Raw genomic sequence first — 22,491 nt, 5'->3', positions numbered from 1 at the left:
TGTATTTTTTTTTTTTTTTTTTTTTTTTTTTTTTGCTGAAAATCTTTGGGGAACTGTGTTCAAAATGGACTAATCCCATTCCAAAAATGGGAAGAATTTATATCGAGATTATCTGTATATCAGGAGTAAATGATGACACATCCCGTGATCCGCTGTATCACTTTTTAGTAATTCAATACCAGTCATTGCCCAGTAGCAAAATAAAAGATAACTATAAATTGTCTTAATTCATGTAAGTATATCAAATTGATATTGATTTTTCTTTGTGATCGTTTGTATTAGGTGATGACTAATTACTACTACTACCCAATTGTTATCACTAATATTTTGTTTATCAAAAAATCTCTCTTTCTATGATTGTTTGGACAGTATTTGTTTGTGTTGTATATAACCTTGATAATGATAAGTTAATTTCTTGCACTTTTTACCTTATTTCGATTGAATAGACTACTCATTAAACCACTTGCTACTATTAATAGGATACCTATTCCTTCCTTTAAACTTAATTGATCTCCCAAAATAAAAAAACCAATCAAAAAGGAAAAAACAATAGTTAGATAGGAAAGAATAGAAGACATAAATAAATCTTTCTTAGAATAAGCCAAAGTCATGCACATTTGCCCCACTAAAGCACTTGCTCCCATGAATAAAATGTAAACAAAGTTTTCCAAAGTAACAGTATGAAAACCTGAGAATGAACTCCATATTCCGGTGATAGTAGTACCAATCAAAGAGAAATAGAAGACAATCCGCCATTCAGGTTCTTTTAAAATTGTTAATTGTTTAACTTGAATATAGGCTAATGCGGAAATAACTCCTGTTAATATTCCTACAAGTGTTATACCGATCTGACCCTGAGAAAAAGTCGGTTGTACTAATAAGGCAACACCAATTAGCCCTAAAGTAGCACAGAACAAAACCAACAGTGATACTTTTTGCTTTAGAATAAAAAATGAAAAGACAATAAACCAAATAACAGAGGTATAACTCAAAGTAATAGCTGTTGCTAAAGGTAAATAAGTAATTAAGTAGAAATAAAGGATTAAAGCAATTGTTCCTATGACACCTCTAATGACATGATTTTTAAAATGAGATGTTTTAATACTTTGACCTTTAACTTTAGCTATGGCTAATAACACAGTAGTTGCAAACAACATTCTCCAAAAAACAATTTCCTGATAATCAAAATATTGACTGCAAATCTTGACGAAATAGCCCATTAGTGAAAAACCTAACGATGCTATCACCATCCATAAAGAATCCATTTTTATCCTTTATTCTCTAATTTAATTCACATTAAATGTGGAATAATCGTTACAATTAATACCTTCTTATTTTTATCCTGTAGAATGAAATGATTTTAATTGCGCTAAGTGTTATTTTCAGTGTTACTGTCTCAATTATTTTAAAATTAAGCAACCAATATCCTGACGTTAGCTTAAAACAGGCTATTGCTTTTAATTATATCACTACAATAGTTTTATGCTATACACTGTTAATGCCCTCTATACCTAAAGATATAAGTTCTTTATCTTGGCCTTTATTTTTAAGTTTAGGGATTTTGTTACCTAGTATTTTTATTGTAATGGGATATGCAATTAAAAATATAGGCATTATCAAAACAGATGTCGCTCAACGGCTATCTCTTTTTATCCCAGTTTTAGTATCTTTCACTATTTTTGATGAAACTATTAATTCAACAAAAGTAATCGGTATCATCCTGGCTTTTTTGTCAATTTTCTTATTACTTAATGGTAAAAATGATACATTGGATGATAAGCCCAGAAAATGTCTCATGAATTTTATTTATTTTTTTACTATTTTTATGGGTTTTGGGATTATTGATATTTTATTTAAACAAGTAGGTGCTTCTGGTGCTGATTTTGGTTTGACACTACTCTTGACTTTTAGTTTAGCCGCTTTTATTTTATTCAGTATAATTTTTGTTAAAAAAGAAACTATTAAGTACAAAAATGTATTCATTGGAAGTTTATTAGGTATATTCAATTTTGGTAATATTTATTTTTATCTGCGTTCTCATCAGCATTATCCTGACAATCCTAGCTTAGTATTCACTGTGGTTAATATTGGCATCATAATCCTGGGGACATTTTTTGGTAAAATATTATTTAAGGAACCTCTTAGTTTTCGAAATTGGCTAGGTATTATGTTAGCTACTGTAGCGATCATATTTTTATTTAATGGGGAAAAATTAGTTTATTTTTAGGGGGAATTATTGTGAATAATATAATAAAAACAAGAGAATTAGGACAACAAATTTGGTTAGATAATTTATCTAGATCTTTAATTCATTCAAAAAAATTAGTACATATGCGCCAACTTGGCGTTACAGGCATAACTACTAACCCTGCCATTTTTTCTAAGGCTATTGAAAGTGATTCTTTGTACCAAAAGGATATTGATAAATTAAATAAAAAACCATTAACTGCAAAGCAAAAATATGAATTTTTAGCTATTCAAGATGTTCAAGATGCCTGTGATGAATTTTTTGATACTTATCAAGAATCTCATTTTCAATATGGTTATGTTAGTATTGAATTAGATCCTTATTTATCACAAAATTATGAAAATAGTGTTCGAGAGGCCAAACGCCTATGGCAGTTAATTGACAGACCTAATGTAATGATTAAAGTTCCTGCGACTGGATCTGGTATTAAGGTTTTTGAATACTTGATTAGTGAAGGCATGAATGTCAATATTACACTTCTATTTTCTTTAGAGGTAACACGAAAAATACATTATGCTTATTTGAATGGGTTAAAGACAAGATTAGCAAATGCTCAACCTATTAATCATATTCGGGCGGTTGCTAGTTTCTTCTTATCACGAATTGATACTGCTTTGGATGTCGCTCTACCTCAACATTTACAAGGTAAAGTTGCAATTTCTATTGCGAAACAAGCCTATCAAGATTGGTTAACTATTTTTGATCAACAACAATTAGTATGGTTGAACAAGCATGATGCTAAACCTATCTGGCTATTATGGGCTTCAACTGGGACTAAAAATCCTGATTATTGTGATGTATTGTACGTTGACAATTTGATTGGTGTTGGAACAGTTAACACACTACCAGAACAAACCTTAAATTTTTTTGTAGAACATGGTACTGCAAGCCCGTCTTTAATTAATAACATTGATCAAGCTAGAATGGTATTAGCGGAAGTTGAAGAACTAGGTATTTCTTTGGAAAATTTATCAACTAAACTGCAACAAGAAGGATTATTACAATTTGAGCAGGCCTTCCAAAAAATTCTTGACCAACTTAATTAAAATTGATTCCTCAAGGTTCTTAAGCCTGAAAAGATACCCAATGGTGTATTGTCAACATTGGGTATTTGTTTGCGTACTCTTTGTATAATTTCAGGCTCTTGAACTCTGAGAAAGGGATTAACTTGTCGTTCATGTTTTAAGGTGACGGGTAAAGTAATATGAGGGTTGTTTTGAATATGTAATAATGTGCTTTTAACTACTTCATTGCTTGGTTCAACATATTTGGCAAATTCTAAATTATGTTGTGTGTATTCATGAGCAGGATAAAATAGACTATTTTCAGGTAAGGTATTAATTCGACAGATACTTTCATAAAGCTCTTGTATTGTGCCATCCAAAACGCGACCACACCCAGCACTAAATAAAATATCACCACAAAAAATATGTAATCGGTCTAATTTTAGTATAAAAATAACATGATCTCTTTTATGGCCTCGTGTTTCCCATACTTCAACCTTATTTTCCCCTATCAAAAAAGTATCACCATCTCGCACAGGTTGATTGGTTAATAAAACTAAGGGTGATCCCCTGACCTCAGTCTGTGGAAAGTGTGAGAGTAAACCAGCTAAACCAGCTAAATGATCTTGGTGGCCATGAGTGATCCAAAAATGTTGGATAGATAAATTATTTCTTTTGGTGTACTCTAAAACAATATCTTCTTGCGTAGGATCGATACAAACAACATTATCTTCTAACTCTAGTATCCAAATATAATTATTTAGATGGTATTTAGGAGCTGGTAATGCTGTAATTTTCATTTTATTACTCCATCAATAACCCACCATTCACATGTATGGTTTGTCCTGTAATATATTTTGCACCCTCGGAAGCCAAAAATAAAACTGTGTTGGCAATATCTTTTGCTTCGCCCAAAACACCTAAGGGGATCTCGCTTAATATATCAGCTACCGTTTCCTGCGATAAATTATCTGTCATATCAGTTTGGATAAATCCAGGAGCTATGCAATTAACGGTAATGTTTCTTGAGCCTACTTCTCTTGCCAAAGATTTAGTAAAACCCATCATACCGGATTTACTGGCTGCATAATTTGTTTGACCACTATTCCCCATTCGTCCTATTACCGAAGTAATGTTGATAATTCTACCCTCTTTAGCTTTCATCATTCCTCTTAATACTGCTTTAGAAGTTCTATAAATGGACTTTAAATTAATATTTAAAACATCATCCCATTCTTTTTCTGTCATTCTCATCAGTAGATTATCTTTAGTAATTCCTGCATTATTAACTAAAATAGTAATAGGACCAAATTCTTTTTGGATACTCTCAACTGTTTCAAGTACACTTTCATTATTATCAACATTCAAACATTTACCCGCTCCTTTAAATGGTGATAAACGGTCATGAATTTTTTGACTTTGTTCTTTACTAGTTGCTGTTCCGATGACAATCGCCCCTGCATTGGCTAAAACGTCTGCTACTGCAGCGCCTATACCTCTTGATGCACCAGTCACTAATGCTATTTTGTCTGTTACTAACATCATTGTCCTTTCTTTGCCTTTATTGATTGACCTGAATCCATTTATTGACAGTATCCATACTCATAAAAGGTGTACAAGTCATTTCTTTAGAAATACGCTTATTTAAATCAGTTAACACCTTAGCAGGTGCACATTCAACTGTAATATTAATGCCACAATCAAGTAACGATAGTATAGTCTCTGTCCACCGAACAGGGGAATATAATTGTCTGACTAAAGCGTCTTTAATATCATCTGGATTATTATATGATATAATATCAACATTATGAATTACTTTACTTTTTGGTTTTTTAATTTCAATATCAGCTAATGTTTTGGCTAATTTTTCTGCTGCTGGTTGCATTAATTGACAATGAGAAGGCACAGATACTGGTAAAGGAATCACTCTTTTAGCACCTTTTTCTTTGGCCATTTCCATCGCTAATTCTACTGCCTTGGTTTTACCTGCAATGACTACTTGATTCATTGAATTATAGTTGGCTGCTTGGACTAAACCTTGATCTTTTGCACTTACTTCCTCACACACCTGTCTAATATCTTCATCTGATAATCCTAAAATAGCAGCCATGGTACCTGAACCTTCTGGAATAGCTGACTGCATTAATTCGGCTCTTGTACGAACGAGGCGAACAGCATCTGAAAAATTTAGGGCTTGAGCTGCTACCAAAGCACTGTATTCACCTAAACTATGTCCTGCAAAATAATCTGGCTGTTTTCCACCTGCTTCTAAGTAAGCATTGTAAATAGCTATTTCTACAGTCAGTAGTAATGGCTGAGTAATTATAGTTTTATTAATTATTTGTACATCTTCACCATTAATTAAAGCCCATAAATCTAAATCCAATATCTTGGAAGACTCATCAAAAGTTTTTTTAACAATCGTAACATCTGTAAATCCAGACATCATATTTAACTTTTGAGCACCTTGCCCGGGAAATAAAAATGCGAATGCCATGTTAAATTTTATCCTTTGTAGTCTAATATTCTGTTAACTGCCTCCACGCATTTTTCAAGTGGTGCGACTAAAGCAATCCGTACCCTGTTTTTGCCTGGGTTACCAAAACTGGTCTCCCGAGCCAAATAACTTCCTGGTAGCACTTTTACAGAATGTTTTTGATATAAATTTCTTGTAAATTCTAAATCATCATTGACTTTTAACCAGAGGTAAAAAGAAGCATCTGGTTCAGTTATCTCATATTCCCGTTTTAACATGGGAATAATATGTGAAAATTTTTCTTGATATAAAGCTCGATTATTTTTGACATGTGACTCATCCTGCCACGCTGCTATTGAAACTTCTTGCACTAGTGTACTCATGGCAGAACCATGATACGTTCTATATTTTAAAAAGTGACGAATCAAATTAGCATCTCCCGCAACAAAGCCACTTCTTAAACCTGGCAAATTTGAACGCTTAGATAGACTGGTGAACATGATTTTTTTACAAAAATCTAAATCTAACTTTTGAGCTGCTTGTAATACACCCAATGGTTTTTCGGAAAAATAAATTTCAGAGTAACATTCATCAGATGCAATAGTAAAACCATATTTTTTTTGTAACTCAAATAGTTCTGCCCAATCTTGTAGGTTCATAACAGCTCCAGTAGGATTACCTGGTGTGCAAACAAATACTAACTGAGTTTTTTTCCAAATATTGGGTTCTATTTCATTCCATTTAGGAATATACCGAGGGACATAAGCATTGGCATAGGCTATTTTTGCACCTGCTAAAATAGCTGCACCTTCATAGATTTGATAAAAAGGATTAGGCACGACTACATAAGTTTCTTTATTTTCAGTGTCTAAAATACTTTGTGTAAATGAAAATAATGCTTCTCGACTACCATTAACCGGTAGAACCTCTCTCTTAGAGTCTACTACAACAGAATATCTATCTTTCAGCCAGTTACTACACACCTCTCTAACCTTATCTGTTCCCATTGTCGTTGGGTATTTAGAGAGTTTCACATAATGATCGGTCAATATATTAGGGATAAATTTAGGAACCTCATGCATTGGTTCTCCCATGGTTAGATTGATTTCTTCTAAACTGGGGTTAGCCTTAATGTTTTCTAATAAGTTTCTTAGTTTTTCAAAAGGATAAAGATTTAACTGTTCTAATAAAGGATTCATCTTTCTAATCCCAATATAACAAGATGTGATTTCTTTTACCTCGGCGCAAGATAGCGTAGCGATTAAATCTTTTATCATTACTTGATAAAATATAACTATTATCCTGGATTAATTTGCCATTCAATCGAACTGAGTTTTGTGTAATAAATGTTCTAGCTTCATTATTTGATTTCACCAGTTGACTCTTATTTAATGCTTCAATGATAGATAACCCTTCTTCTACTCGACAACTTGGCAAACCATCTAAGGCTAATTGTTTAAAATCAGATTCTGTTAAATCACTTTGATCTTCTGCAAACAAGCTTTTTGAGATTCTTTGGGCTGCATGTAATAATTTTTCACCATGTACCATACGGGTAATCTCATCTGCTAAAATCTTTTGTGCTATCGGTTTTTGACCACTATTCTTATCTGTTTGTTCAATTTCTTCAATTTCGGCTAACGTTAAGAAGGTAAATAGTTTTAAGAAGTTGTAAACATCCACATCAGGTACCTTTAACCAAAATTGATAAAATTGGTAAGGTGACGTTTTGTCTTTATTTAACCAAACCGTACCCTTCTCTGTTTTTCCAAATTTACTGCCGTCAGATTTAGTTATTAAAGGTAGGGTTAAGCCATAAACTGCTTTTTGATTTAATCTCCTAGTTAAATCCATACCTGCCGTAATATTACCCCACTGGTCAGAGCCACCTATTTGCAAAATACAGTCATAGTTTTTGTTAAGTTGAGCATAATCATATGCCTGTAGCAAACTATAAGCGAATTCTGTAAATGAAATCCCTACATCATTACGACTCAAACGCTGTTTAACAGACTCTTTATTCATCATGGCATTAACAGAAAAATGTTTACCAATATCACGTAAGAAAGTGAGTACATTAATATTTATAGTCCAATCTGCATTATTGACTAATACTGCTGCATTTTTACTCTCAAAATCTAAGAAAGGCTCCAATTGTTTACGAATCTTTTTCACCCAATCTGCTACAGTGTCTGCTGAGTTTAAATTTCTTTCAGCAGTTTTAAAACTTGGATCTCCGATCATACCAGTGGCACCACCAACCAATGCAATTGGCCTATGTCCATGTTGTTGAAAGCGACGTAACATTAATATGGGTAATAAATGTCCAATGTGCAAACTATCAGCCGTTGGGTCAAATCCACAATATAGGGTAATAGAACCCTTTTCTAAAGCATCAGACAATGTTTCAATATCGGTTACTTGTTGAATTAACCCTCGTTCTTGTATTTCTTGCATAAATTGATTCATTGCTTATTTTCTTTCTATTTTATTTCTATCATCTTTTATATAATCGTCTATATTACCTTATTTAAACATATAATAAAATAGACTATTTCCTTATTCTTAATGATTTTAGATAATAATTATTTGACTATTAAATTAAATAGTAGACGATAATTGAATTGATTTGGATAGTTAATATGGCCAAATAAAATTAAGACATCTGAAAAGAAATTATATCGGGTTAGACTTTTATTTAATCTCATATGAGTTAAAATAAAACGTTTTGAAGATTATTTTATTGAGGAAAATCATGGTACGTACTCGTTTTGCACCCAGCCCTACTGGTTATCTCCATATAGGAGGCGTAAGAACTGCTTTATTTTCATGGGCATATGCTAAAAAAAATAATGGAAATTTTGTTTTAAGAATTGAAGATACTGATTTACAACGTTCTACCTCAGAATCAGTACAAGCAATATTAGATGGTATGCAATGGGTAGGATTAGATTATGATGAGGGGCCATTTTATCAAACTAAGCGTCTGGCACGCTACAAAGAACTTATACAAAATTTAATTGACTCAGGTAATGCTTATTATTGTTATTGTAGCAAAGAAGAACTAGATGAAATGAGAATGACAGCTAAAGTCAATAATCAGCATTTTTCTTATGATCGTCGTTGGCGTCCTGAGCCCGGTAAAAAACTTCCCCCCATTTGTAATAGTGTTGATCCTGTTGTTCGTTTTAAAATGCCACTTGAGGGAACAACGTCATGGAATGATCTGGTTAAAGGCTCTATTAGCTTTGACAATAAAGAATTAGATGATTTAATTATAGCTCGAAGTGATGGTACACCAACCTATAATTTATGCGTAGTGGTTGATGATTATGATATGGGTATTACCCATGTTATTCGTGGTGATGATCATGTAAATAACACCCCTAAACAAATTAATATACTCAAAGCATTAAAGGCTAATATACCTGAATATGCTCATCTCCCTATGATCCTCAATGAAGGTGGTAGTAAAATGTCTAAACGAAGGGATGCGGTAAGTGTGGTTGATTATGGACAAAATGGGCATTCTACCAGAAGCGCTACTTAATTACCTTGCTCGTCTAGGTTGGTCTCATCAAGACGATGAAGTGTTTTCTATGTCTCAATTTGTTGAATGGTTTGATTTAAAAAAAGTCAGTCCCGCTGCTAGTCGTTTTGATATGGAAAAATTGCTTTGGTTAAATGCTGAATATATAAAAAATTTAGATTTAACCCAATTAGCTACTTTAGTTTTACCAAGATTGCAAGCATTAAATATTAATAATGCTAGTGTAGATAGTATAATTCCTATTCTTGAATTAGTAAGAGATAGAGTCAATAACTTAAATGACTTGGCTCAAGAAAGTATTTATTTTTACCAAAAGCAAACCCCAACTGAACAAGAATTAAAAAAGTTCTGGGATGGGGGTGCAAAAGAACGATTATTACGATTTGCTGATCAACTAGAAATGATACCAGAATCTGAATGGAATGCAGAAAATATACATGTTTTGTTTAATCCTTTTTGTAAGCAGGAAAAAATCAAAATGAGCCAATTAGGTATGCCTTTGAGAATCAAGGTATGTGGGACAGGAAAAGTACCATCTATTGATAAAGTCCTTGCACTTTTAGATAAAGAGGAAGTTTTAAAAAGAATCCGACAATAGTCTAACTGTATTTAGCCATTGATCTCACTTAAAGTGTATTTATGTTGTTGGTGACCTTACTTTCTACTTCACAGGGCAACCAGACGTGTCTGTATTGAGGTAAGGTTTGGCTGGTGCTTTTTTAGTGATTGTAAATCTATTACTTTAAAGTGCCATCAATTACATTAAATATTTTTTAATCAAGTTTTTCAAAAGACTTTTCAAATATGATTTAAATAATTATAGTTAAAGTCTTTAACCATAAAATTATTGTAAAGAAACCTTATGAATTGTTATTCAGAATATGTCAAAAAAATTCTTACATCTTCGGTCTATGATGTTGCTCAACAAACACCATTAGTGTACGCAAAAAACTTATCTGAACGTTTAGAGAACTGTATCTACATGAAGAGAGAAGATTTACAGCCTGTTTTTTCTTTTAAATTAAGAGGGGCTTATAATAGAATTTCTCAATTAAGCAAAGAAGAAGCCAGTCATGGTGTCATTACTGCAAGTGCGGGTAATCATGCACAAGGTGTTGCTTTAGGTGCTCAGAAACTTGGCTACTCCGCGATTATCGTAATGCCGATCACGACACCTCAAATCAAAATAGATGCTGTCAAACACTTTGGTGCGAATGTTGTATTGCATGGTAATTCTTTTTCTGATGCATACCAACACGCTCTACAATTAATTGAAAAAAATAATATGATTTATATTCCTCCTTTCGATGATGAATATGTGATAGCAGGACAAGGTACTATTGCTATGGAAATTATTAGTCAATACCCAAAAAAAATTGATGCTATATTTATACCAATTGGTGGTGGAGGACTGGCTGCAGGTATTGCCACATTTACCAAAAATGTTCGCCCAGACATTAAAGTTATTGGTGTACAAACAGAGGATTCTTGCGCCATGAAACAATCGATTGATCAAAATAAAATTGTTAGTCTAAAATCAGTTGGTTTATTTGCAGATGGGACAGCAGTTAAGGAAGTTGGTAAAATTACTTATCAAATTTGTAGAGATCTATTAGATGATATTATTTTAGTTGATACTGATGCTATTTGTGCAGCTATTAAAGATATTTTTAATGAGACTAGAAGTATTATTGAACCTTCAGGTGCTCTTGGTCTGGCTGGTTTAAAGTCCTATATTATTGATAATAATATAAAAAATCAAACATTAATTACTATCAATAGTGGTGCAAATATCAATTTTCATCGTTTACGTCATGTTTCAGAGCGAACTGAGTTAACTGAGAAAAAAGAAATTATTTTAGCTGTAACTATTCCTGAAAAAGCAGGTAGTTTTTTAAAATTTATACAAGTGATTGGTAATCGCAATATAACAGAATTTAATTATCGATATGGTAATAGGAATAATGCACATATATTTGTGGGCATAGAAACTAATAGCCAAGAGGATATCCAAGAAATTACTCAAAGTTTAACAAGATCTGGTTTTGCAACTTTGGATTTATCGGATAACGAAATTGCTAAAATCCATATCAGACATATGGTTGGTGGAAAAACTAATGAGGTTAAAAATGAACAACTTTTTAGTTTTGAGTTTCCAGAATATCCCAATGCGTTAGGTCATTTTTTAAGTGCATTTCAATCTAAATGGAATATCACTCTTTTCCATTACAGAAATCATGGTTCTGATTATGGACGCGTTATTATGGGTATAGATGTACCACCTCAAGACAAAGAAGAATTTAGACAGTTTATTAACAAGTTAGATTATGAATTTTTAGATCATACACATGACCCTGCCTATGAATTATTTTTAAGTCCCTTTTAAAAATCAAAGAAAATAAAATCCGTGGAAATGAGAAAAATTAGTAAGATGTTTGGACGTTAAAATTGTAATAAAAATGTTATGGTATCATGGGGGGGCTTTCGTGAGATAAATAATACCGATTTTAATATAGATGAAAATTTATTTTTGAGTATGTAGAACGTTGTGTTCATTAAACCTTAAAAATTGTTTCCCAAAAAATAAATTAATTACCTACCTAAATGAATTATTCTGACAGAAAAGAGACTTTATTTATGTTGCTACCTGTCAGAAATAAATCTGACAAAAATAAGAAATAACCATCAAATCTAAACTATTAATTTATGTACCAATATATGTAACTTATTATTTACGAAGGATTTACTATTAAGATCGATTGATAAATCAAATTAGAGATATTTTCTCTTATCTTTAATATTGTGTCTAGTTTTTACAGACATCCAAAGATAATAGAAAAATAAGAGTAAGTTTTATGGGCGAATAAAAGGAGGATAAATGTCAGAAAAAGAAGATCAAGAAACTATGCCAATACAATATTTAAGAAACTTGGCAATATATTGGCAATATAACTCACTTGTTTGTTTATTCTAGATAACTTTTTAAATACTTACCAGTATAGGATCTCGGATTAGTCGCAATTTCTTCAGGTGTGCCTTTTGCTATAATTTCCCCACCTTTATCTCCTCCTTCGGGTCCTAAATCGACAATATAGTCAGCAGTCTTAATGACATCCAGATTGTGCTCAATAATGATAATTGTATTTCCTTTACTATTCAAACGTTTAATAACATCTAATAGTAAAGAGATATCCGCAAAATGTAAACCAGTAGTTGGTTCATCCAAAACATAAAGGGTTTTACCAGTATCACGTTTAGATAACTCTAAAGCTAATTTAATTCTTTGTGCTTCTCCACCTGATAAAGTAGTTGCACTTTGTCCTAAACGAATATAACCTAGTCCAACATCTTTTAAAATATCTAACTTTCGGCTAATACTAGGAATATTTTCAAAAAATTGACTTGCTTCTTCTACAGTCATATCCAAAACTTCACTAATATTTTTATTTTTATAGGTTACTTCTAATGTTTCACGATTATACCGCTTTCCATGACACACTTCACAGGGTACATAAATATCAGATAAAAAATGCATTTCAACTTTAATCATACCATCCCCTTGACAGGATTCACAACGCCCCCCTTTAACATTAAAGCTAAAACGGCCTACGTTATAACCTCTTTCTCTGGCTAAAGGAGTTTTAGCAAATAATTCACGAATATGGGTAAATAAGCCTGTGTAGGTTGCGGGATTGGAACGTGGTGTTCGACCAATTGGAGATTGATCAACATTAATAATCTTATCTAAATGTTCTAGTCCTGTTATTTCTTCATAAGGTGCTGGGTTGGTATCAGCTCGGTTCAATTCTCTAGCTAAAATTTTTGCTAAAGTATCATTAATTAGGGTTGATTTACCACTACCAGAAACCCCAGTGATACAAACAATTAAACCTAAAGGAATGGTCAAATTTACTTGTTTTAGATTATTTCCACTTGCTCCTTTTAAAATTAATAATCGTTCTGGATTTATGGGATTTTTCTGCGGGGAATATTCAATGGTTTTTTTACCACTAATATATTGACCAGTAATCGAATTTTTATCTTTGACTAATTCACAAGGGGGTGAGGCCATTACTATTTCCCCTCCATATTCACCTGCCCCTGGCCCCATATCTATTACAAAATCAGCAGCTTTAATCGCATCCTTATCATGCTCTACTACCAGCACACTATTGCCTAAGTCTCTTAAGAATTTTAATGTTGCTAGTAAACGATCATTATCCCTTTGGTGAAGTCCAATGGAGGGTTCATCCAAGACATACATTACTCCTGTTAAACCAGAACCAATTTGGCTGGCCAAACGGATTCTTTGTGCCTCACCTCCAGATAACGTTTCAGTACTCCTAGCTAAGCTCAAATAATCTAGTCCAACATTAATTAAAAAACTTAAACGATTAATAATTTCTTTTAATATTTTTTCTGCAATAATTTTCTGATTACCTTGCAAAACTAATTGATTAAAAAAATCATAACTTTCTTTTAAATTTAATTGAGTGACTTCATTAATTCCCAAACTTCCGATACGCACATATCTAGCCTCTTTTCTAATTCGAGCACCATGGCAATCAGTACAAGTTGAATAAGTTTGATATTTACTAATTTCTTCTCTAATAAAATAAGAATCTGTTTCTCTCAAACGCCGCTCCAGATTTGGAATAATACCTTCAAAAGGATGCTTATTTTTATATTGTTTTCCATTATCAGAGTTTAAAATAAATTCAATGCTTTCTTTATCAGATCCATACAATAAAATATTTTTGACAGAGTCTGGGAGTTCTTGGAAAGGTGTATTAATATCAAAATTATAATGCTTTGCCAAAGAATGTATCATTTGGTAAGAAATACTATTTCTCCTATCCCAACCTCTTACCGCTCCTGCTGCTAAAGAGAGTTCCGGGTGAGCAACAATTTTATCAATATCAAAATAGTACATTTCTCCTAAGCCATTACAAGTGGGGCAAGAGCCTATAGGATTATTAAAACTGAATAAGCGAGGTTCTAGCTCTAATAAGCTATAAGAACATTTAGGGCAGGAAAATTTTGTTGAAAAAGAATATTCTTCTTCTGTATCCATATTAACTGCAATTGCTTGATCATCTCCTAACCTTAAAGCTACTTCAAAACTTTCAGCTAACCTTTGTTTGACATCTGCCCTAACTTTAATTCTATCGATTACAACCTCAATATTATGTTTAATATTTTTTTTCAGCTCAGGAACTTCATCTATTTCATAATTCTGACCATCTATTTTGACACGAATAAAACCTTGTATTTTTAAACTTGCCAACAAGTCTAAAAACTCTCCTTTTCGATTTCTAACCACAGGTGCTAGAATCATTATTTTGGTTCCTTCTGCCAAATTCATAATAGTATCTACCATTTGAGAAACAGTTTGACTCGATAGGGGTTCATTGTGTTCAGGACAATAAGGTGTGCCTATTCTGGCATATAATAATCTCAAATAATCATAAATTTCTGTTACTGTACCCACTGTTGAACGAGGATTATGATTGGTTGATTTTTGTTCAATCGAAATGGCGGGTGATAGGCCTTCAATTAAATCGACATCTGGTTTTTCCATCATTTGCAAGAATTGTCTTGCATAGGCTGATAAACTCTCTACATATCGACGCTGACCTTCAGCGTATAACGTATCAAAGGCTAAAGATGATTTTCCACTACCTGATAAACCAGTAATCACAACCAACTGGTTTCTTGGAATGTCTAAGTTAATATTCTTTAGATTATGCGTTCTAGCACCACGAACTTTGATATATTCTGTCATTATATTGTTCCAAAAAGTCTACTATAAAATGGATTGACTATTTATAATTTAGATTTAATTTGGATAAAACACAGCACTTTGAATGAAATATATTAAAGAGTAAGTATACCAGCATACTTACTCTAATAATAGTGTCTACCGTACTTGATAATTAGGGGCTTCTTTAATAATTTGAACATCATGTACATGAGACTCATTCATACCTGCTGCTGTTATCTCAACAAACCTTGCTTTATTATGCATTTCCTCAATTGACATACATCCGATATAACCCATACTAGAACGTAATCCACCTAATAGTTGATAAATAATATGCACAATAGGTCCTTTATATGGAACCCTACCTTCAATTCCTTCTGGTACAAATTTTTCTACAGCTGCCTCTCCTTGAAAATAACGGTCAGCAGAGCCTTTAGACATAGCAGCCAATGATCCCATCCCACGGTAAGACTTATAAGAACGTCCTTGATAAAGTTCAATTTCACCAGGTGATTCATCTGTACCTGCAAACATACTCCCCAACATTACGGTATCTGCACCTGCTGCCAAAGCTTTTGCAATGTCTCCAGAGTATCGAATGCCTCCATCAGCAATAATAGGAATATTTTTTCCTTTTAATGCCTTAGCTACATTGTGAATAGCAGTTAATTGAGGTACGCCAACCCCAGCAATAATTCTAGTTGTACAAATAGAACCAGGACCAATGCCTACTTTCACGCCATCTGCACCTGCTTTAAATAAATCAAGGGCAGCCTCTCCAGTAGCAATATTTCCTCCCACAATCTGTAAATCAGGATAAGTTTTTTTAATCCATTGAATTCTATCAATAATATTTTGATGATGGCCATGAGCTGTATCTACTATTATGACATCAACCCCCTCAGATACCAAACCAGCTACTCTTTCTTCGGTATCATCAGAAACACCTACTGCCGCTCCCACTCTTAACCTTCCTTGACTATCCTTATTGGCGTTAGGAAAAGCTGTTGTATTTAAAATATCTTTAACGGTGATTAAACCTTTTAACTCCCAATTATCATTAACTACTAACACTCTTTCCACTTTATGTTGATGCATAAGAGCTTTGGCATTCTCTATACAAGTGCCTTCATCAACTACTACTAACTGATTACGAGGTGTCATTATTTGGGAAACTGGAATATCCATTCTGTCTTCAAAACGTAAATCTCGATTAGTTACTAAACCAACTACCTTATTATTCTCTAATACTGGTAAACTGGATATTTTATGTTTTTTGGAAAGCTCTACTACATCTTTAATTAAGAGATTGGGAGAAACGGTTACTGGATCTTTTACTACCCCACTTTCATGTCTTTTTACCTTTTGAACACACCTTGCTTGTAAGGCTGGCGTCATATTTTTGTGAATAATCCCAATTCCACCTTCTTGTGCCATAGAAATGGCTAGTTTAGCTTCTGTGACCGTATCCATGGCGGCTGAAACTAATGGTATATTTAAACTAACTTCCCGAGAAATACGAGTCTTTAATTGTACTTCTCTAGGCAAAACAGCAGAGGCGGCTGGAATCAATAAGACATCATCAAAAGTATATGCTTTTTCTAAAATTTCCATCATGTTCTTTCTAAAATTGAGCTCGATAGATTGTATCAAATAAGTAATTTTTCGTTAAGTAATTGTAAGGAAAATAGCATATAATTAACCGAAGTAGAAATTTAAATAATGGTTTAACTATATTTCTTTCAAGTAAGGTATTTGTTAGATCTTAGAAAAGGAATTGTATGTATAGATTTTCTTTAATTAGATGGGTAGTTATTTTTATGTCAATATTGGTAATATCAAAGTTTTCAATAGCCGGTCAAACAGTCTATGTTTGGAAATCTAAAGGTATTAACACCTATAGTGACGTACCACCAACCAAAGGCTATGACTATGGTACTGTTGTGGATGAAGATACTGTCATGATGCAGAAAAAAGCGACTTCACAAAATAGTGAACAAGATGATGATGTAAATTTGAATATTACCAATACAACAGATAGTAATCAAAACAATAAGCAAGATACTGAAAATTGTGCTCAAGCACAAAATAATCTGAATTTAGCGCAACAAGTTCAAGATGCAGCAACTAGAACTACTTTGATTAATTTATATCAAACGAAGGTTAATAAATACTGTTATTAGACGAGGTGTATATTAATTTTTGAATCATTCACCAGAATTGCTCTCTTTTGCTAAGAATCTTCCTCATCTACCAGGTGTTTATAGAATGCTTGATGATGAGGGTTCAGTATTGTATGTTGGAAAAGCAAAGAATCTAAATCATAGGGTAAGAAGTTATTTTCAAAGTAAAAGTCATTCTCCTCGAATAGAGTTAATGATAAAACAAATTAAAAAAATTGAAACAACAATTACACGCAATGAGGTTGAAGCACTCATTTTAGAGAATAATTTAATTAAATCACTACGCCCTAAGTATAATATTTTATTTAGAGATGATAAAAGTTATCCTTTCATTAAGATCTCGCATCATTGCTATCCACAAATTTCTTATTTTAGAGGTAACCCACAAAAACCACATCAATATTTTGGCCCCTATCCTAATAGCCAATGCATCAGAGAAAGTATCCATATTATCCAAAAAGTATTTAAGTTACGTACATGTGACAATACCACATTTAATCATCGTTCTCGTCCCTGTCTTCTATTTCAAATAAAACGTTGTTCAGCTCCTTGTACAAATGAAATTTCACAAAAGAATTATCAACAGACTGTAAATGAAGCAGTTATGTTTTTAAATGGTAAAACTGATACTCTGATTCAAATTCTGGAAGAAAAAATGAATCTTTGTGCTCAAAAGCTAGATTTTGAAAGCGCGGCAAAATATAGGGATCAAATTTTTTCTTTGAATAAAATTCAAAATAACCAGTTTATTAATAGTCAGCAAAATCATGAATTAGATTTAGATCTTTTAGCTTGTATTTCTGTAGAAAATTTTATTTGTATTCAGTGGATTAGTATTAGGAATGGACAATATATTGGTGACAAAAGCTTTATACTAGATTGTACAAAACTCATTAGTGAACCGATGCAAAGATACACTGAAAATTTTTTAGCTCAACACTATCTAGGCAAAGACAAACCAGATCATATTATTACTAATTTCCCAGTTTCTAAAATACTACAAGATGCTTTAAACCAAGAACATCATAAAAAAATTAAATTTTCTCAAAAAGTTATAGGAGAAAGAAAAAAATGGCTGGCTATGGCAGAAGACAATGCCATGCTAGCTATAAGACAAAAACAAATGACAACTGGTAATCAAAAACACAGGGTGGAGATTCTAAAAGATTTATTAAATATAGAGAGATTAAATAGAATAGAATGTTTTGATATTAGTCATACTTTGGGAGAAGCAACTATTGCTTCATGTGTTGTCTATCAAGATCATGCTATGCAACCTTCACAATACCGTCGCTATAATATTAAAACTGATACTCAAGGTGATGATTACTTGGCTATGTACGAAGTATTAATTAGACATTATCAAAATGATCATTCCCAAAATGATAAAAAGGTATTACCTGATTTAGTTTTAATTGATGGTGGAAAAGGACAAATCAGTACTGCATTAGAAGTATGGGATAAATTAAGCCTGAATATTCCATTAATTGGTGTTGCCAAAGGTGCTGAGAGGAAAGCAGGTATGGAAGAATTAATTATTCCCGAAATTAATCGAGTCATTCATCTTAATCCTGATAACCCAGCCCTACATTTAATTCAGAATATTAGAGATGAAGCCCACAGATTTGCCATTACAGGGCATCGGCATAAACGAGACAAAAATAGACAAAAATCTAGACTGGATAAAATTCCTTTAATTGGTTCTAAAAGGAAAAAAGCGTTATTAATCCGATTTGGAGGATTACGTGAGATCGAAAATGCAAGTATAGAAGAATTAACCAAAGTTGAGGGTATTAGTAAAACCATCGCAACTAAAATATATCAATATTTACATTCTTGATACTAGTGGTTGGCAGATATATTTCCTTATTTATCTAACCCTTGTTGTACCATTTGTACTGCTTTTAATAACGCCATTGACTTGTTTTGCGTCTCTTGTAATTCCATTTCTCGATCTGAATCGGCAACAATTCCTGCGCCTACTTGAATATAAACTTTTTCATTTTTTATCACAGCTGTACGAATCCCAATAGCCAAATCCATATCACCGGAAAAACTGATATAGCCCAAGGCGCCACCATAAACTCCTCGCTTGGAAGGTTCTAATTCTTGAATAATTTCCATAGCTCTAATTTTGGGAGTACCTGATAAAGTGCCAGCTGGAAAGGTTGCAGCTAATATTTGCATTAAAGAAATATCATCTCGACATTCTCCTTCTACATTGGATACTATATGCATTACATGTGAGTATCGTTCAATAACCATTTTTTCAGTTACTTTAACACTTCCTGTTGTACTAATCTTACCTAGGTCATTACGTCCTAAATCAATTAACATAACATGTTCGGCAATTTCTTTCTCATCGGACAGAAGATCTTCTTCATTTTTTAAATCTTCTTCTAGCGTTCTGCCCCTTTTTCGAGTACCCGCTAGAGGTCGAACCGTAGCTGTATTATTTGATTTTCTTACTAATAACTCAGGAGATGAACCTACAATATTAAAATCGTCAAAATTATAATAAATCAAGAATGGTGAAGGATTCAAAGTACGTAAAGAACGATATAGACTAATAGCTGTATCTTTATAATCTAAATAAATTCTTCTCGAAGGAACAACCTGCATACAATCTCCTGCATAAATATAATTTTGAATAACATCTATACAGTTTTGATATTCTTCTTCTGTCATCTCATATTGTATCTCAGAACCTGGACATCCTAATGATAAGGGTAAAACAACATTTTGACGTAATTTAGCTCTTAACTCTTCTAATCGTTCTCTTCCCTTAAAATAAGCATTTGTTTCATTCACATCCACATATACAATTAAATAAATTTTCCCCAAAAAATTATCAACTATAGCGATTTCTTTGGAAATCAATAAAAATATATCAGGAATATCGATCAATTTAGGTAAAGGATTATTACTCAACTTTTTTTCAAAATATTGATTAATCTCATAGCTAAAATAGCCCACCAGCCCACCTTTAAAGCGATCAAGGCCTTCAATTTCAGGTGTCTTAAAACGTTTAAAATACTCATCGATAAAATCTAATGGGTTTGCTTGGTATGTTTCAATGATATTATGTTTCTCATAGATATCGATAGTGTAATCATGAACCTTAATGTAGCTATCACAAGGTAATCCAATAAAAGAATATCGACCAAATCTTTCTACATGCACCGCTGATTCTAGTAAATAACTAAAAGGCTGATTAGCTAATTTTAAATAGACAGATAAAGGTGTATCTAAATCCGCTAACAGCTCGCAGACTAAAGGGATATGTGTATAACCTTCTTGTTTTTTTTGTTCAAATTCTTTAATGGTTATCATTTTTATTTAAATTCTCACTAAGTATACTAATTAATAATAAAAATATTATTTTATTCAAATAGTTAAACTAAAAAAATCGATCAAACTAAGCTCATCACCTTGTTTAAATAGTCTCCTTAATTTTACAGAATATTGATAATAAATTATGAAGTCTTTTTTCCCATGGCAAATAATAATTGTAGGCTTAGTTTTATTAATATTTATATGATTTGAAAGTATATTTAATAAACAGTTTAGATACAAGAAAAATCTCTTTTTAACTATATCAACTATACTAACTAGATAAGAGACTTTAAAATTAGTAAATTAATTAATTCAGAATTATCTGTTATCAATTCGATTACTAAACCATTTTCCAATAAGCTATCAAGCATAATTGAATCCTCATTGAAAATTATTGATAAAACCCAATAAAAAGCTTTGAGTACCTGTATAAAATTATATTACTTGGACTCAATAATCATAAATAAGTAGCATAACCCTAGTCTAGGTAAAATTTTAAACTAAAATCTAAGTCATTAATAATTAATTTATTACTATGTAAAAAAATAATATCTTAAATATAATCTTGTTATGTTGTCTTGGATAAAATACCATGAAAATATTTTTATCTATGGTAACGTGGTATTACTTATAGCTAAAATATGAAATATTTTTTTATTTTTTACTCTTAGGTTTTAAATCTAAATGCCTTTTGAAATTTGAATACAGAATTTTTATAAATTACCAAATGCATTCTACTAAAAATTAAGTAATCCTAACTATACAATAAAAAGCAAGCCCTTCTAAGACAAGAAGGGAGCGTTACTTTTAATTAATTTAAAACAGTTGCTCAGACAGAAAATGACGAACCACATCCACATGTTGTTACTGCATTAGGATTACGAATCACAAACTGAGAACCATGTAAACTTTCTTTATAATCAATCTCAGCACCCAATAAATATTGATAGCTCATTGGGTCGATTAAAAAAGTCAATCCTGCTTTTTCAACTTGAAAATCATCTTCATTAACAATCTCATCAAAAGTAAATCCATACTGAAACCCTGAACAACCACCGCCATGTACAAAGACTCTTAGTTTTAAATCGGGATTATTTTCTTCCGCAATCAAGTCCTGTACCTTAACACAACAGTTTTCTGTGAAAACGATAGGTTCTTCTACTGTTGTAGAAGAAGTTTCAAATTCTTCATTCATTTCGTCCTCCCTTTACAAACGTATCTGCATAACCATTTTAAGCTTTTTTATCAATTTTTCAATAATTATCAATTTATGACTATATCAACTATCTATTTTTTCAGCAAGATTTCTACACGGTTGCCATGTTGTTGTGCATTATCGTTAGATCCTTTAGGATAAACAATAGGAGGCTTAACATTAGTTGTATAATTTCTAAGATAATTAGCTACTGACTGGGCTTCTTGACGAGCAATTAACAAATTTTGAGATTGATCTGCTGCTGTATTTACGTAGCCATAAATTTCAGGCTGTATCATAGGATTATCTTGCAAATATTTACCTACACGTTGTAGTACGGGATAGATGTTAGAATTCAATGTGATACTATCAGACATAACTAAATATTCTGGCATACTTACTAATACATAACTATTATTGGAACCAAATGTAACAGTAATCTTTGAATCTAATACTCTAATATCTTCTTGTAAACGTGATGCATTATTTTCAGCAACCGATCCTGCAATGGCTCCAATAACACCACAGAATACCCCTGCATTAGTAGCGTACTGATTACTTTTCCCATCAGGAGCACTTGTAGCACCAATTATTGCACAGGTTGTTGCACTCGTTAAGCCATATAAGGCTGATTTATGCATTCTAGTTTGACCATTACCAACACTAACACATGCTGATAAAGATAAAGCTATTACACCCAATACACTTGATATACTCATTAATTTGTTCATATCA

The 22,491-nt window shown here is 32.3% G+C and carries 16 protein-coding genes and 1 pseudogene; 6 read left to right on the top strand and 11 right to left on the bottom strand.

Going from position 1 to position 22,491, the window contains the following annotated elements:
• Positions 1-407: 407 nt before the first annotated feature.
• Positions 408-1,265: an EamA family transporter gene (locus tag GKC53_00865; protein ID QRN40717.1), complete on the bottom strand. Its 858-nt coding sequence runs from the start codon at positions 1,263-1,265 to the stop codon at positions 408-410.
• 89 nt (positions 1,266-1,354) lie between these two features.
• Here GKC53_00865 and GKC53_00860 point away from each other — a divergent pair, with 89 nt between their 5' ends.
• Together GKC53_00860 and tal are read left to right on the top strand one after the other, a co-directional pair.
• Positions 1,355-2,227 carry an EamA family transporter gene (locus GKC53_00860; protein QRN40716.1) on the top strand — a complete coding sequence of 291 codons (873 nt, stop codon included), beginning with the start codon at positions 1,355-1,357 and terminating at the stop codon, positions 2,225-2,227.
• A gap of 11 nt (positions 2,228-2,238) precedes the next feature.
• The gene (tal, locus tag GKC53_00855; protein ID QRN40715.1) at positions 2,239-3,294 is read left to right on the top strand and encodes a transaldolase; all 1,056 of its coding nucleotides are present in this window, start codon (positions 2,239-2,241) and stop codon (positions 3,292-3,294) included.
• On the opposite strand, the gene gloB is transcribed toward tal, so the two are convergent.
• The 5 genes from gloB to tyrS are packed head-to-tail and all read right to left on the bottom strand — an operon-like array spanning position 3,291 to position 8,197.
• Complete coding sequence (gene gloB / locus GKC53_00850; GenBank protein ID QRN40714.1) at positions 3,291-4,052, bottom strand: hydroxyacylglutathione hydrolase; 762 nt, start codon at positions 4,050-4,052, stop codon at positions 3,291-3,293. The genes tal and gloB overlap by 4 nt on opposite strands.
• A gap of 4 nt (positions 4,053-4,056) precedes the next feature.
• Positions 4,057-4,797, bottom strand: coding sequence for a 3-oxoacyl-ACP reductase FabG (fabG, locus tag GKC53_00845; GenBank protein QRN40713.1), 741 nt, complete (start codon positions 4,795-4,797; stop codon positions 4,057-4,059).
• Between the two features lie 16 nt (positions 4,798-4,813).
• Complete coding sequence (gene fabD, locus GKC53_00840) at positions 4,814-5,749, bottom strand: ACP S-malonyltransferase (GenBank protein ID QRN40712.1); 936 nt, start codon at positions 5,747-5,749, stop codon at positions 4,814-4,816.
• Positions 5,750-5,757: 8 nt separating this feature from the next.
• A complete protein-coding gene (locus tag GKC53_00835; GenBank protein ID QRN40711.1) occupies positions 5,758-6,927 on the bottom strand; it encodes a succinyldiaminopimelate transaminase in 1,170 nt (389 codons plus the stop codon).
• A 4-nt stretch (positions 6,928-6,931) separates the two neighbouring features.
• The gene (gene tyrS, locus GKC53_00830; protein ID QRN40710.1) at positions 6,932-8,197 is read right to left on the bottom strand and encodes a tyrosine--tRNA ligase; all 1,266 of its coding nucleotides are present in this window, start codon (positions 8,195-8,197) and stop codon (positions 6,932-6,934) included.
• Between the two features lie 286 nt (positions 8,198-8,483).
• Between tyrS and gltX the strand changes: the two are divergent.
• A pseudogene (gene gltX / locus GKC53_00825) lies at positions 8,484-9,876 on the top strand (glutamate--tRNA ligase).
• A gap of 264 nt (positions 9,877-10,140) precedes the next feature.
• The gene (ilvA, locus tag GKC53_00820) at positions 10,141-11,664 is read left to right on the top strand and encodes a threonine ammonia-lyase, biosynthetic (GenBank protein QRN40709.1); all 1,524 of its coding nucleotides are present in this window, start codon (positions 10,141-10,143) and stop codon (positions 11,662-11,664) included.
• Positions 11,665-12,243: 579 nt separating this feature from the next.
• Here the strand turns inward: ilvA and uvrA are convergent.
• Together uvrA and guaB are read right to left on the bottom strand one after the other, a co-directional pair.
• Positions 12,244-15,063: an excinuclease ABC subunit UvrA gene (uvrA, locus tag GKC53_00815; GenBank protein ID QRN40708.1), complete on the bottom strand. Its 2,820-nt coding sequence runs from the start codon at positions 15,061-15,063 to the stop codon at positions 12,244-12,246.
• Between the two features lie 135 nt (positions 15,064-15,198).
• Positions 15,199-16,656 carry an IMP dehydrogenase gene (gene guaB / locus GKC53_00810; protein QRN41806.1) on the bottom strand — a complete coding sequence of 486 codons (1,458 nt, stop codon included), beginning with the start codon at positions 16,654-16,656 and terminating at the stop codon, positions 15,199-15,201.
• Between the two features lie 206 nt (positions 16,657-16,862).
• Between guaB and GKC53_00805 the strand changes: the two genes are divergently transcribed.
• Together GKC53_00805 and uvrC are read left to right on the top strand one after the other, a co-directional pair.
• Positions 16,863-17,225, top strand: a complete 363-nt coding sequence (locus GKC53_00805) for a hypothetical protein (GenBank protein ID QRN40707.1) — start codon at positions 16,863-16,865, stop codon at positions 17,223-17,225.
• Positions 17,226-17,310: 85 nt separating this feature from the next.
• Entirely contained in the window at positions 17,311-19,065 is a 1,755-nt protein-coding gene (gene uvrC / locus GKC53_00800) for an excinuclease ABC subunit UvrC (protein ID QRN41805.1), read from the top strand.
• Between the two features lie 26 nt (positions 19,066-19,091).
• Here uvrC and GKC53_00795 read toward each other — a convergent pair whose 3' ends face one another.
• The 3 genes from GKC53_00795 to GKC53_00785 all read right to left on the bottom strand — a co-directional run bounded on the left by GKC53_00795 (position 19,092) and on the right by GKC53_00785 (position 22,487).
• Positions 19,092-20,558 carry an anthranilate synthase component I gene (locus GKC53_00795; protein QRN40706.1) on the bottom strand — a complete coding sequence of 489 codons (1,467 nt, stop codon included), beginning with the start codon at positions 20,556-20,558 and terminating at the stop codon, positions 19,092-19,094.
• 832 nt (positions 20,559-21,390) lie between these two features.
• Positions 21,391-21,756 carry an iron-sulfur cluster insertion protein ErpA gene (gene erpA, locus GKC53_00790; protein QRN40705.1) on the bottom strand — a complete coding sequence of 122 codons (366 nt, stop codon included), beginning with the start codon at positions 21,754-21,756 and terminating at the stop codon, positions 21,391-21,393.
• 92 nt (positions 21,757-21,848) lie between these two features.
• Positions 21,849-22,487, bottom strand: coding sequence for an OmpA family protein (locus GKC53_00785; protein ID QRN40704.1), 639 nt, complete (start codon positions 22,485-22,487; stop codon positions 21,849-21,851).
• Between the last annotated feature and the right edge of the window lie 4 nt (positions 22,488-22,491).

The organism is Neisseriaceae bacterium (assembly GCA_016864895.1).
In the GTDB taxonomy this organism is placed as follows: Bacteria; Pseudomonadota; Gammaproteobacteria; order Burkholderiales; family Neisseriaceae; genus QFNR01.
Note: the sequence above shows the minus strand (reverse complement) of the source record. Positions and strands in the feature narration are given on the sequence as shown.

What these genes read in the sequence shown, in the direction of transcription:
- fabD (QRN40712.1), bottom strand. Translation starts at nt 5,749, where the DNA reads ATGGCATTCGCATTTTTATTTCCCGGGCAAGGTGCTCAAAAGTTAAAT.
- GKC53_00835 (QRN40711.1), bottom strand. Translation starts at nt 6,927, where the DNA reads ATGAATCCTTTATTAGAACAGTTAAATCTTTATCCTTTTGAAAAACTA.
- tyrS (QRN40710.1), bottom strand. Translation starts at nt 8,197, where the DNA reads ATGAATCAATTTATGCAAGAAATACAAGAACGAGGGTTAATTCAACAA.
- guaB (QRN41806.1), bottom strand. Translation starts at nt 16,656, where the DNA reads ATGGAAATTTTAGAAAAAGCATATACTTTTGATGATGTCTTATTGATT.
- ilvA (QRN40709.1), top strand. Translation starts at nt 10,141, where the DNA reads ATGAATTGTTATTCAGAATATGTCAAAAAAATTCTTACATCTTCGGTC.
- GKC53_00865 (QRN40717.1), bottom strand. Translation starts at nt 1,265, where the DNA reads ATGGATTCTTTATGGATGGTGATAGCATCGTTAGGTTTTTCACTAATG.
- GKC53_00785 (QRN40704.1), bottom strand. Translation starts at nt 22,487, where the DNA reads ATGAACAAATTAATGAGTATATCAAGTGTATTGGGTGTAATAGCTTTA.
- erpA (QRN40705.1), bottom strand. Translation starts at nt 21,756, where the DNA reads ATGAATGAAGAATTTGAAACTTCTTCTACAACAGTAGAAGAACCTATC.
- uvrA (QRN40708.1), bottom strand. Translation starts at nt 15,063, where the DNA reads ATGACAGAATATATCAAAGTTCGTGGTGCTAGAACGCATAATCTAAAG.
- uvrC (QRN41805.1), top strand. Translation starts at nt 17,311, where the DNA reads ATGCTTGATGATGAGGGTTCAGTATTGTATGTTGGAAAAGCAAAGAAT.
- GKC53_00805 (QRN40707.1), top strand. Translation starts at nt 16,863, where the DNA reads ATGTCAATATTGGTAATATCAAAGTTTTCAATAGCCGGTCAAACAGTC.
- GKC53_00860 (QRN40716.1), top strand. Translation starts at nt 1,355, where the DNA reads ATGATTTTAATTGCGCTAAGTGTTATTTTCAGTGTTACTGTCTCAATT.
- GKC53_00795 (QRN40706.1), bottom strand. Translation starts at nt 20,558, where the DNA reads ATGATAACCATTAAAGAATTTGAACAAAAAAAACAAGAAGGTTATACA.
- fabG (QRN40713.1), bottom strand. Translation starts at nt 4,797, where the DNA reads ATGATGTTAGTAACAGACAAAATAGCATTAGTGACTGGTGCATCAAGA.
- gloB (QRN40714.1), bottom strand. Translation starts at nt 4,052, where the DNA reads ATGAAAATTACAGCATTACCAGCTCCTAAATACCATCTAAATAATTAT.